The organism is Streptomyces sp. NPDC026672, assembly GCF_040638185.1.
Lineage (GTDB): Bacteria > Actinomycetota > Actinomycetes > Streptomycetales > Streptomycetaceae > Streptomyces.
In genome coordinates this window covers 1-11,587 of the sequence record NZ_JBEZXS010000014.1, presented here as the reverse complement: position 1 = coordinate 11,587, position 11,587 = coordinate 1, and the positions used below count along the sequence as shown (strand labels likewise).

The window sequence follows — 11,587 nt, the reverse complement described above, 5'->3', positions numbered from 1 at the left end:
TCCCCCTGCGGGGCAGGTCACAGTACGCTGCACCCATCCGATGATCGACGAGAAGGAGCCGCGATGCGTGTCGCCCTGTTCCTGACCTGCGTCAACGACACGCTCTATCCGGATACCGGCCGTGCGGTGGTGAAACTGCTGACCAGGCTGGGCGTCGAGGTCGACTTCCCGATGGCCCAGACCTGCTGCGGGCAGGCGCACTACAACACCGGGTACCGGCACGAGGCGGAGCCGCTCGCCCGGCATTTCTCCGATGTATTCGGGGAGTACGAGGCGATCGTGACCCCGTCCGGGTCGTGCGGGGCGATGGTGCGGGAGCTGTATCCGCGGATGGGCGAGCGGGCGCGGGCGGAGGGGCGCGGGGACACCCTCGCGGCCACGCTGGCGCCGGTGGTCCCGAAGACGTACGAACTCACGGAGTTCCTGGTGGACGTGCTCGGCGTGACCGACGTGGGCGCCCACTACCCGCACCGGGTGACCTACCATCCGACCTGCCACGGCCTGAGGAGCCTCGGTCTGGGCGACCGGCCCCGGCGGCTGCTGGAGGCGGTGAAGGGGCTCGACCTGGTGGAGCTGCCGGGCGCGGAGGAGTGCTGCGGGTTCGGCGGGACGTTCGCGGTGAAGAACTCCGACGTCTCGGCGGCGATGGGCGCGGACAAGGTGCGCAACGCGGAGTCGACCGGCGCCGAGGTGCTGTGCGCGGCCGACAACTCGTGTCTCATGCACATCGGCGGGACCATGGCCCGGCTGCGGACCGGCATGCGGCCGGTGCACATCGCCGAGATCCTGGCGAGCACGGAGGAGGAGACGGCCGGATGAGCGGAACGTTCGTGGGCATGCCCGGTTTCCCCGCTCCCGAGGACCTCCCGGCGTTTCCCGAGGCGGCGCGGGTCGCCGTGCGCGACGAGACCCTGCGCGGCAATCTGCGGCACGCCACGCACACCATCCGCGCCAAGCGCGCGAACGCGGTGGCGGAGGTGTCCGACTGGGCGGCGCTGCGGGAGGCCGGCAAGCGGATCAAGGACCATACGCTGCGCCACCTCGACCGGTACCTGGTGCGGTTGGAGGAGTCGGTCACGGCCGCGGGCGGCACCGTCCACTGGGCCGCGGACGCCGCCGAGGCCAACCGGATCGTCACCGACCTGGTCAGGGCGACCGGCGAGTCGGAGGTCGTCAAGGTCAAGTCGATGGCCACACAGGAGATCGGGCTGAACGAGGCCCTGGAGGCCGAGGGCATCCACGCCTACGAGACCGATCTCGCCGAGCTGATCGTGCAGTTGGGCAAGGACCGGCCGTCACACATCCTGGTCCCGGCGATCCACCGCAACCGCGGGGAGATCCGCGACATCTTCCGCTCCGAGATGGCCGAGTGGGGCCGCCCGGCGCCCGAGGGCCTGACGGACACGCCGGCCGAACTCGCGGAGGCGGCCCGGCTGCACCTGCGGGAGAAGTTCCTGCGGGCCAAGGTCGGTGTCTCCGGCGCCAACTTCATGGTCGCCGAGACCGGCACGCTGGTCGTGGTCGAATCCGAGGGCAACGGGCGGATGTGCCTCACCCTGCCCGAGACGCTGATCTCGGTCGTCGGCATCGAGAAGATCGTGCCGACCTGGCGGGACCTGGAGGTGTTCCTCCAGACCCTCCCGCGCTCCTCGACCGCCGAGCGCATGAACCCGTACACGAGCATGTGGACCGGGACCACCGACGAGGACGGCCCCCGGACCTTCCACCTGGTGCTCCTGGACAACGGCCGCACCGACACCCTCGCCGACGAGGTCGGCCGGCAGGCGCTGCGCTGCATCCGCTGCTCGGCCTGCCTCAACGTGTGCCCGGTGTACGAGCGGGCGGGCGGGCACGCGTACGGCTCGGTCTACCCGGGCCCGATCGGCGCGATCCTCAGCCCCCAGCTGCGGGGCACCGGCAGCGAGATCGACGCCTCGCTGCCGTACGCGTCCTCGCTGTGCGGGGCGTGCTACGAGGTGTGCCCGGTCGCCATCGACATCCCCGAGGTGCTGGTGCACCTCAGGGAGCGGGTCGTGGAGGGCGGCGAGACGGTCCTGCGGGGCAACAAGGTGGTGCTGCGGCCCGCGAAGGGGCACGCCGCCGAGCGGGCCGCCATGCGCGCGGCACGCTGGGCGTTCACCCGTCCGGGCGCGCTGCGCACCGGGCAGCGGCTCGCCTCGCGCACCCGCCGGCTGCATCCGCGCACGCTGCCGGGGCCCGGCAGGGCGTGGAGCGGCACCCGGGACCTGCCCGCCGTACCGGCGGAGCCGTTCCGCGACTGGTGGCAGCGCACGCACGGACCGAAGGGGGACGCCGAGTGAGCGGCAGGGACCGGATCCTGGGCCGGGTGCGGCGCGCGCTCGCGGACGTGCCGCCCGACGACACGCCGTACGAACAGGCCGTGCCGCGCGACTATCTGCGGGAGCACGGTGACCGGGACGTCGCCGCGACGGTGGATCTGCTCGCGGAGAACCTGGCGGACTACCGGGCGCTCGTGCACCGCTGCACGGCCGCCGAACTGCCCGGGGTGATCGCCGGGTTGCTGGCGGCGCGGAAGGCGGCGTCGGTGCTGGTGCCGCCCGGACTCGACGAGGGCTGGCTGGCCGCGACGGAGGTGGCGCGGGTCGCCGACCGGGCGGACGGCACACCGCACGAGCTGGACCGGGTGGACAGCGTGGTCACCGGCTGCGCGGTCGCGATCGCCGAGACCGGCACCCTGGTCCTCGACGGCTCGCCCGACCAGGGCCGCCGCCGCATCACCCTGGTCCCCGACCACCACGTCTGCGTGGTCCGGGTCCCGGACCAGGTGGTGGCCTCCGTCCCGCAGGCCCTCGGACGCCTCGACCCCACGCGCCCGCTGACCTGGATCTCGGGCCCGTCGGCGACCAGCGACATCGAACTGGACCGGGTCGAGGGGGTGCACGGTCCGCGCACCCTGGAGGTGGTGCTGGTGAGCGGGTAGCGACCCGCGCCGTTAGCGTGGGGGAATGATCCGGTTCGAGCAGGTCACCAAGCGGTATCCGGACGGCACGACCGCGGTGGACGGGCTGTCGTTCGAGGTGTCCGAGGGCGAACTCGTCACCCTGGTCGGCCCGTCCGGGTGCGGCAAGACGACGACCATGATGATGGTCAACCGGCTCGTCGAACCCACCTCGGGCCGGATCCTCGTGAACGGCGAGGACGTCGCCGCGGTCGACCCGGTGCTGCTGCGCCGCCGCATCGGGTACGTCATCCAGCAGGTCGGCCTCTTCCCGCACCGCACGGTCCTCGACAACACGGCGACCGTGCCCGCGCTGCTCGGCTGGAAGAGGGCGAGGGCACGGGCGCGCGCCGCCGAGCTGCTGGACCTGGTCGGCCTCGACCCGTCGACGTACGGGCCGCGCTATCCGGACCAGCTCTCCGGCGGCCAGCGCCAGCGTGTCGGGGTGGCGCGGGCGCTGGCCGCCGATCCGCCGGTGCTGCTGATGGACGAGCCGTTCGGCGCGGTCGACCCCGTCGTGCGCGAGCAGTTGCAGGACGAGTTCCTGCGCATGCAGGCCGCGGTGCGCAAGACGGTGCTGCTGGTCACCCACGACATCGAGGAGGCGGTGCGGCTCGGCGACCGCATCGCGGTGTACGGGCGGGGCCGCGTCGAGCAGTTCGACACGCCGGGCACGGTGCTGGGCCACCCGGCCACGCCGTACGTCGCCGGGTTCGTGGGCGCCGACCGGGGGCTGAAGCGGCTGTCGGTGACCGCGATCGAGCCGGACGACCTGGAACAGCCGCCCGTCGCCCGCCCGGACGAGGACGCCGGACCGGCCCGGGAGCGGCTGGCGGCCGGGGGCGCCCGCTGGGCCGTCGTCCTGGACGCGGCCGGTGACCTGCACGGCTGGGTCGGCATCAACGACCTGGGCGCGGGCGGCACGGTCGGGGACGCGGCCCGGCGGATGACGGCGTGGGTGCCGGTGGGCGCCCCGCTGAAGCAGGCGTTCGGGGTGATGCTCCAGTACGACGCCGGATGGGTAGCGGTGCTGGACGGCGCGCGCTTCCTGGGCGTGCTCACCCCGGCGGGGCTGCACGAGGCGCTGCGCCGCTCGGTGGACGCGGACGCGCGGGGCGTGCCGCGCGGTCAGGTGCCGTTCGCCTCGGTCGCCGGCGCCTGATCCCCCTCCCCGGGTGTCAGAGCAGGCCCTTGTCCTTCAGACAGGCGCGGGCGACGTCCTCGGGCAGCCGGCGCCAGCTGTCGACCTGCCGGTTCATGGAGGCGAGGTCGGCGGTGGTGAGGACGTCGGTGAGACGGCCGAGCGCCCGGGTGACTCCCGGGCCTCCGGCGCGGGCGCGGTTGACGACGGGGACGACGTGGTCGGCGTTCTGGAGGTGTCTGTCGTCGGCGAGCAGGACGAGACCGAACTCGTCGAGGGTGGCGTCCGTCGTGGTGGTGAGGACCATCTGGTCCCGGCCGCTCTGCACGGCCCGCTTGGCCTGGGTGGTGCCCACGCCCTTGGGGTCGACGGCGGTGACGTCGATGCCGTAGGTCTTCCTCAGCCCGGGTGCGCAGTACGGCCGTCGCACGCATTCGTCGCCCGCCGCGAGCCGCACCTCCAGTCCCGAGGCGCCGAGGTCGCTGAGGGTCCTGAGACGGTGCCGCCCGGCGTAGGCGCGCGTCACGGCGAAGGCGTTCTGGTCGACGGCCCCGCCGGGGTCCAGGACCGCGAGGCCGCGCGGCGCGGCCAGGGAGCGCAGGGCCTTCATGGTGACGGCGAGGTCGGGCGAGCCGACCGGGGGCGCTTCCGGACCGTGGGCCTTGGCGTTCAGCCAGTCGGCGAAGGTCGCCGCGTACTCGGGCACGACGTCGATCTGCCCGGACTCCAGGGCGGGTTCGTACAGTTCGCGGTTGGCGACGGTCAGGATCGACGTCCGGTACCCGGCCCGGCCGAGCAGCAGGGCGTACATCCGGGCGAGCAGGTCGCTCTCGGTGAACCCGGCCGAGCCGATCGTCAGCCGGTGGCTGTCCCCGGGCGGCGCGGTGACCGCGCCGCGGTTCTCCAGGGAGGGGCCGGTGGCGCAGCCGGCGAGGGCGAGCAGGGCGGCCAGGAGCGGCGCGGAGGGGCGTCTCATCCCGGTCTCCCCGCGCGGCGGGGCACGAGGCGTTCGGCGGCCGCGAAGAGACCCTCGACGATCAGCGCGAACACGGCGACCAGCGCGGCGCCCGCCACGACCTGGGGCGTGCTGGCCAGGTTGAACCCGGCGGTGATGAGGCGTCCGAGCCCGCCCCCGCCGGCCAGTGCCGCGACCGTGGCCGTGGCGACGAGCTGGACGGCGGCGAGGCGCACCCCGGTCATGACCATCGGGAGCGCGAGCGGCAGCTCCACCCGCAGCAGGGTCTGCCGGCCGGTCATCCCCATCCCGCGCGCCGCACGCACCACGTCCCGGTCGACCTCGCGCATGCCGACGTAGGCGTTGGTGAGCAGCGGCGGCACGGCGAACAGGACCAGCGCGACCACGGTGGGCCCCTCGCCCCAGGTGCCGACCGGGGTGAGGAGCAGCAGGACCAGCACGGCGAAGGTGGGCACGGCCCGGCCGACGTTGGCGAGGTTGACGGCCAGGGCGCCGCCCCTGCCGAGGTGGCCGAGGACGAGGGCGACGGGCAGGGCGACGGCGCAGCTGACGGCCAGGCAGACGGCGGTGAGCACCAGGTGCTGCAGGAGCCGGTTGCCGATGCCGTCGTCGCCCGTCCAGTGCGCGGGGTCGGTGAGCCACCGCCAGGCGTCGGCGAGGACCGTCATGCGCGGGCCGCCCGGGTCCAGGGCGTGATGAGCCGCTGCACCGCGAGGAGCAGCAGGTCGGCCGCGACGGCGATCACCACGCACAGCACGGACGCGGTGAGGACCTGGGCCCTGAAGTAGGTGTTCATGCCGGAGTAGATGAGGTTGCCGAGTCCGCCGAAGCCGACGATCGCGCCGACCGTCACCAGGGAGACCGCGGAGACGGTGGCGATGCGCAGCCCGGCCATCGCGGCGGGCAGGGCGAGCGGGAGTTCGACGGTGAGCAGCAGCCGGAGGGGGCCGTGGCCGAGGCCGCGCGCGGCCTGCCGGGTCTCCTCGGGGACGGCCCTGAGGCCGGCGAGGACGTTGCGCACGAGCAGGGTGAGCGAGTACAGCACCAGTCCGGCGACGACCAGGGTGGCGGACAGGCCGTACAGCGGCAGCAGCAGGGAGAACATCGCCAGGGAGGGGATGGTGTAGAGGACCGTCGTCACGCCGAGGACGGGTCCCGCGGCCCAGCCCAGGCGGCGGGCGAGCACCGCGAGGGGCACGGCGACGACGAGGGCGAGGAGCACCGAGAGGGCCGTCAGCTGGAGGTGCTGGAGGACCGCGTCGAGCAGGACGTGGCGGCGGGTGCTCAGATACTCGCCGCAGATCCACTCGTTGCGGGCGAGGCAGTCGTCCGGGGGCGCGGTCACGGGTCCATTGGACCGGGCGGGCGCTCGGCCCGGCTCGTTGTGGTGACCCGTCCGGGGTGTCGCCGGGTACACCCCGGAACACGGGTCCTGCGCCCCGTGTGCCGGACACTCCCGCTCCGTAGCGTCGTTCACGGGGGCACGGACGGTGCCCGGGACGAAGGGTGGACGAGGATGTTTCGCACGGGTTCGCGACGCGACCACGACACGGGGCCCGCCGCCGAGGCGCTGCGCCTGGTGAAGGTGACGAAGACCTACGGCAGCGACGGGAGCGCGGTGACCGCGCTGGACGGGATCACGCTCGGTCTGCCGCGGGGCTCGTTCACCGCGGTGATGGGCCCGTCCGGTTCGGGCAAGTCGACGCTGCTGCAGTGCGCGGCCGGCCTGGACCGGCCGGACAGCGGGATCGTGATGCTCGACGGCACCGAGGTGACGGGGGTCGGGGAGGCCGGGCTGACCCGGTTCCGGCGGGACCGGGTGGGGTTCGTGTTCCAGCAGTACAACCTGCTGGAGACGCTGACGGTCGCCCAGAACGCGGTGCTGCCGCTGCGGCTGGCGGGCCGTCGGGTGGACCGGCGGCGGGCCCGGGAGGTCCTGGCGTCCGTCGGGCTCGGCGACCGGCTCGGACATCTGCCGGGCGAGCTGTCGGGCGGTCAGCGGCAGCGGGTGGCGATCGCGCGGGCGCTCCTCGCCGAGCCCCGGGTGATCTTCGCGGACGAGCCGACCGGCGCGCTGGACACCCGCAGCGCGCGGGAGGTGCTGGCGCTGCTCCAGGAGGCGGTGCGGGTCCACGGCCGGACGGTGGTGATGGTGACCCACGACCCGGTCGCCGCCTCGTACGCCGACTCGGTGCTGTTCCTCGCGGACGGCCGGCTCGCCGGACGGCTGCACGCGCCGACGGCCGACGCGGTCGCCGAGCGCCTCGCCCACCTCGGCGACGACGTGCCGGCGGGGGTGTGAGCGATGCTCGTCCTGGCTCTGCGGTCGATACGGCGGCGCCCCGGCCGCTTCCTCGCGACGCTGCTGTCCGCGTTCCTCGGCGCGACGGTGGTCATGGCGTTCGGCTCCCTGCGCGACACGGCCGCCCAGCGCGGTCTGGACCCGGCGAGCGCGGACGCGCTCGGCATCTCGGCGAGCGTCGTCGGCGGCTACGGCTCCCTGCTGGTGTTCTTCGCGGTGGCCTCCGCCCTGACGGTCGAGGTCCGCCGGCGCGCCCCCGAGCTGGAGCTGCTGCGCCGCGCGGGGGCGACCCCGGCACAGCTGCGGCGGATGGTGGCGGGCGAGGCGGTGGCCGTGGCCCTGGCGGGCACGCTGCTCGCGATCGGCCCGGCGGTGCTCGGCGGACGGGTCCTGCTCGGGCTGTTCCAGGACGGCGGCCTGGTGGCGCGCTCGGCCGACCACGTCTTCGGCCCCGGCGCGCTGCTGACGGGCGCCGGGACCACCCTGGGCGCGGCGGCGGGCGCGGCGCTGCTCGCGCTGCGCCGGGCGGGCCGGGCGGCGGTGCGCCGGGGCCGGGGGCGCACGGTCCTGGCGTACGGCGCGCTGGTCGCCGGGGCGGGTTCGGTGTCCGCGACGTTCCTGTTCCCGTCGACGGATCCGGCGCTGATGGCGGCTCCGGCGTACGGCACGATCCTGCTGTCGGTGGGGCTGGCCCTGCTCGCGCCGCGGCTGCTGTCCGCGCTGCTCGCGGCGCCGGTGCCGGCCGGGGCGAGCGGCTGGCTGGCGGTGCGCACGCTGCGCCGCCGCCTCGACCACGTCTCCGGTGTGCTGATGTCCCTGGTGCTGTTCACGGCGGTGAGCACGGCGACGCTGACCATGCAGTCCGTGGAGTCCGGCACGGGGGCGGCGAGGACGGCCGACGGCCGGACGGTGGAGGCGGTGAACCTGACGGTCGTCGGGATCATCGCGGTGTTCGTCTGCCTGATGCTCGTGAACTCGCTCTACGCGGCGACCGTCCACCGGGGTCCCGAGTTCGGCGCGCAGCGGCTCGCGGGCGCGACGCCGGGCCAGGTGCTGCGCGCGGTGGGCGTGGAGACCGCGGTGCTGACGGCGGCCGGGGTCCTGCTGGGCACGGCGGCCGCGCTCGCCGGGATCGTCCCGTTCACGGTGGTGCGCACCGACGGCACGCTGCCCGGCCGGGCGCTCGGGATCTGGCTCGCGGTGGCGGCGGTGTGCGCCGCGGTGACGCTCGGGACGGGGCTCGGCACGGCCAGGAGGGTGCTGCGGACCCCGGCGGTCGCGGCCGTCGCCTCTGCGGGCTGACCTGCCCGGACGCGGTACGGGGCGGTCACCCCGTACCGCGTCGGTGTGTTCCGGCGCGGATCCTCGGCGACACCAGAATTGAACGTGTCGTTTTCTTGTACCGTTCGTGTTTGTGGCGGTAGGTTCGGCGCCATGACCTCGCCCCGGACTCCGCACACCGCCGACGAACTGCGCGGTGCCGGCCTGCGGGTGACGGCGGCCCGCGTCGCCCTCCTGGAGACCGTCCGCGACGGTGATCACCTCGGGGTCGAGGCGATCGCCATCCGGGTGCGGGACCGGGTGGGCCACATCTCGCTCCAGGCCGTCTACGAGGCCCTGCACGCGCTGACCGCGGCGGGCCTCATACGGCGTATCGAACCGGCCGGCAGCCCGGCCAGGTTCGAGGGGCGCATCGGGGACAACCACCACCATGTCGTGTGCCGCTCCTGCGGCGTGGTCGCCGACGTCGACTGCGCCACGGGGCAGGCGCCCTGTCTGACCGCGTCCGAGGACCACGGCTTCTCGATCGACGAGGCCGAGGTCATCTACTGGGGCCTGTGTCCCGAATGTTCCACCGCGCGCAGTTCTTGAGCACCGTGTCACGCCACGTTCGGAAGGAAATCCATGTCTGAGAACCACGAGGCCATCGGCGCAGAGGCGACGGAGGCGGGTGGCTGCCCGGTCGCGCACGGGCGCGCTCCGCACCCGACGCAGGGGGGCGGCAACCGCCAGTGGTGGCCCGAGCGGCTCAATCTGAAGGTCCTCGCCAAGAACCCCTCGGTCTCGAACCCGCTCGGTGAGGAGTTCGACTACGCGGAGGCGTTCAAGACCCTCGACCTCCCGGCCGTGAAGCGGGACATCGAGGAGGTGCTGACCACCTCGCAGGACTGGTGGCCGGCCGACTTCGGGCACTACGGCCCGTTCATGATCCGGATGGCCTGGCACAGCGCGGGCACGTACCGCATCAGCGACGGCCGCGGCGGCGCCGGTGCCGGTCAGCAGCGGTTCGCCCCGCTCAACAGCTGGCCGGACAACGGCAACCTCGACAAGGCCCGCCGGCTGCTGTGGCCGGTGAAGAAGAAGTACGGCCAGAGCCTGTCCTGGGCCGACCTGATGGTCCTCGCCGGCAATGTGGCCCTGGAGTCGATGGGCTTCGAGACCTTCGGCTTCGGCGGCGGCCGGGCCGACGTCTGGGAGGCCGAGGAGGACGTCTACTGGGGTCCCGAGACCACCTGGCTCGGCGACGAGCGCTACACCGGCGACCGCGAGCTGGAGAGCCCGCTCGGCGCGGTGCAGATGGGCCTCATCTACGTCAACCCGGAGGGCCCCAACGGCAACCCGGACCCGATCGCCGCGGCCCGCGACATCCGTGAGACGTTCCGCCGGATGGCGATGAACGACGAGGAGACGGTCGCCCTGATCGCGGGCGGTCACACCTTCGGCAAGACGCACGGCGCCGGTCCGGCGGACAACGTCGGCGCCGACCCCGAGGGCGCCCCGCTGGAGCAGCAGGGCCTCGGCTGGAAGAGCACGTACGGCACCGGCAAGGGCGCGGACGCCATCACCTCCGGCCTGGAGGTCACCTGGACCACCACGCCGACCCGCTGGAGCAACGGCTTCTTCGACAACCTCTTCGGCTACGAGTGGGAGCTGACGGAGAGCCCGGCCGGCGCCAAGCAGTGGAAGCCGAAGGACGGCGCGGGCGAGGGCACCGTCCCGCACGCCCACGACGACTCGAAGAAGATCGCGCCGTCGATGCTCACCACCGACCTGTCGCTGCGCTTCGACCCGATCTACGAGCCGATCTCCCGCCGCTTCCACGAGAACCCGCAGGAGTTCGCGGACGCCTTCGCGCGCGCCTGGTACAAGCTGACCCACCGTGACATGGGTCCGAAGTCGCTGTTCCTCGGCCCGGAGGTCCCGGCGGAGACCCTGCTGTGGCAGGACCCGCTGCCGGCGGCCCCCGAGGAGACGATCGACGCCGCCGACGTGGCCGCGCTCAAGGCGAAGCTCCTCGACTCGGGTCTGACCGTCTCCCAGCTGGTCTCCACCGCGTGGGCGTCGGCCTCGACGTACCGCGGCAGCGACAAGCGCGGCGGTGCCAACGGCGCCCGCATCCGGCTCCAGCCGCAGAGCGGCTGGGAGGTCAACAACCCCGACCAGCTCGCCTCGGTGCTGCGCACCCTGGAGGGCGTCCGGCGCGACTTCAACGCCGGTGGCAAGAACGTCTCGCTGGCCGACCTGATCGTGCTCGGCGGTGCCGCCGCCGTCGAGAAGGCCGCCCGGGACGCCGGCTTCGAGGTCGAGGTGCCGTTCCACGCGGGCCGTGTGGACGCGACGGAGGAGCACACGGACGCCGAGTCGTTCGCCGCGTTGGAGCCCGGCGCGGACGGCTTCCGCAACTACCTCGGCAAGGCCAACCGGCTGCCCGCCGAGTTCCTGCTGGTCGACCGCGCGAACCTGCTCACCCTGAGCACGCCCGAGATGACCGTCCTGGTCGGCGGTCTGCGGGTGCTGGGCACCAACTACGACAACTCGAAGCTCGGTGTCTTCACGGACACCCCGGGCACGCTGACCAACGACTTCTTCGCCAACCTGCTCGACCTGGGCACGACATGGTCGGCGACCTCCGAGGACCAGAACACCTTCGAGGGCCGCGACGACGCCACCGGCGAGGTCAAGTGGACCGGCACCCGTGCCGACCTGGTCTTCGGCTCCCACTCGGAGCTGCGTGCGGTCGCCGAGGTGTACGCGAGCGACGACGCCAGGGCGAAGTTCGTGACGGACTTCGTCGCGGCGTGGGCGAAGGTCATGGACCTGGACCGCTTCGACCTGCGCTGACGCCTGCCGGCGACTGAGCGGGTGGTGCCCCGGCCCTGAGGTCCGGGGCCCCACCCCCCCCCCCCC

General features: G+C 73.7%; 11 protein-coding genes. 8 read left to right on the top strand and 3 right to left on the bottom strand.

Annotated features, from left to right (window positions below):
- The first annotated feature begins 63 nt into the window (after window positions 1-63).
- From AB0F77_RS18070 to AB0F77_RS18055, 4 genes are read left to right on the top strand one after another with little or no spacing between them, the layout of a single operon-like run.
- Window positions 64-819 carry a (Fe-S)-binding protein gene (locus AB0F77_RS18070; RefSeq protein ID WP_361948919.1) on the top strand — a complete coding sequence of 252 codons (756 nt, stop codon included), beginning with the start codon at window positions 64-66 and terminating at the stop codon, window positions 817-819.
- Complete coding sequence (locus tag AB0F77_RS18065; RefSeq protein WP_361948916.1) at window positions 816-2,321, top strand: LutB/LldF family L-lactate oxidation iron-sulfur protein; 1,506 nt, start codon at window positions 816-818, stop codon at window positions 2,319-2,321. The genes AB0F77_RS18070 and AB0F77_RS18065 overlap by 4 nt, the downstream gene beginning before the upstream one ends.
- Complete coding sequence (locus tag AB0F77_RS18060; RefSeq protein ID WP_361948913.1) at window positions 2,318-2,962, top strand: LUD domain-containing protein; 645 nt, start codon at window positions 2,318-2,320, stop codon at window positions 2,960-2,962. The genes AB0F77_RS18065 and AB0F77_RS18060 overlap by 4 nt, the downstream gene beginning before the upstream one ends.
- Window positions 2,963-2,987: 25 nt before the next feature.
- On the top strand, window positions 2,988-4,142 hold the full coding sequence (locus AB0F77_RS18055; protein ID WP_361948910.1) for a betaine/proline/choline family ABC transporter ATP-binding protein: 1,155 nt from the start codon (window positions 2,988-2,990) through the stop codon (window positions 4,140-4,142).
- 16 nt (window positions 4,143-4,158) lie between these two features.
- Here AB0F77_RS18055 and AB0F77_RS18050 read toward each other — a convergent pair whose 3' ends face one another.
- From AB0F77_RS18050 to AB0F77_RS18040, 3 genes are read right to left on the bottom strand one after another with little or no spacing between them, the layout of a single operon-like run.
- The gene (locus AB0F77_RS18050; RefSeq protein ID WP_361948907.1) at window positions 4,159-5,097 is read right to left on the bottom strand and encodes an ABC transporter substrate-binding protein; all 939 of its coding nucleotides are present in this window, start codon (window positions 5,095-5,097) and stop codon (window positions 4,159-4,161) included.
- The gene (locus tag AB0F77_RS18045) at window positions 5,094-5,765 is read right to left on the bottom strand and encodes an ABC transporter permease subunit (protein ID WP_361948904.1); all 672 of its coding nucleotides are present in this window, start codon (window positions 5,763-5,765) and stop codon (window positions 5,094-5,096) included. The genes AB0F77_RS18050 and AB0F77_RS18045 overlap by 4 nt, the downstream gene beginning before the upstream one ends.
- Entirely contained in the window at window positions 5,762-6,442 is a 681-nt protein-coding gene (locus AB0F77_RS18040) for an ABC transporter permease (RefSeq protein WP_361948901.1), read from the bottom strand. The genes AB0F77_RS18045 and AB0F77_RS18040 overlap by 4 nt, the downstream gene beginning before the upstream one ends.
- A 171-nt stretch (window positions 6,443-6,613) precedes the next feature.
- Between AB0F77_RS18040 and AB0F77_RS18035 the strand changes: the two genes are divergently transcribed.
- The 4 genes from AB0F77_RS18035 to katG all read left to right on the top strand — a co-directional run bounded on the left by AB0F77_RS18035 (window position 6,614) and on the right by katG (window position 11,521).
- Window positions 6,614-7,399, top strand: coding sequence for an ABC transporter ATP-binding protein (locus AB0F77_RS18035; protein WP_361948898.1), 786 nt, complete (start codon window positions 6,614-6,616; stop codon window positions 7,397-7,399).
- A 3-nt stretch (window positions 7,400-7,402) separates the two neighbouring features.
- Window positions 7,403-8,701, top strand: a complete 1,299-nt coding sequence (locus tag AB0F77_RS18030) for an FtsX-like permease family protein (RefSeq protein WP_361948895.1) — start codon at window positions 7,403-7,405, stop codon at window positions 8,699-8,701.
- Between the two features lie 132 nt (window positions 8,702-8,833).
- On the top strand, window positions 8,834-9,271 hold the full coding sequence (locus AB0F77_RS18025; protein WP_361948892.1) for a Fur family transcriptional regulator: 438 nt from the start codon (window positions 8,834-8,836) through the stop codon (window positions 9,269-9,271).
- 33 nt (window positions 9,272-9,304) lie between these two features.
- Window positions 9,305-11,521 carry a catalase/peroxidase HPI gene (katG, locus tag AB0F77_RS18020; RefSeq protein WP_361948889.1) on the top strand — a complete coding sequence of 739 codons (2,217 nt, stop codon included), beginning with the start codon at window positions 9,305-9,307 and terminating at the stop codon, window positions 11,519-11,521.
- Window positions 11,522-11,587: the final 66 nt, after the last annotated feature.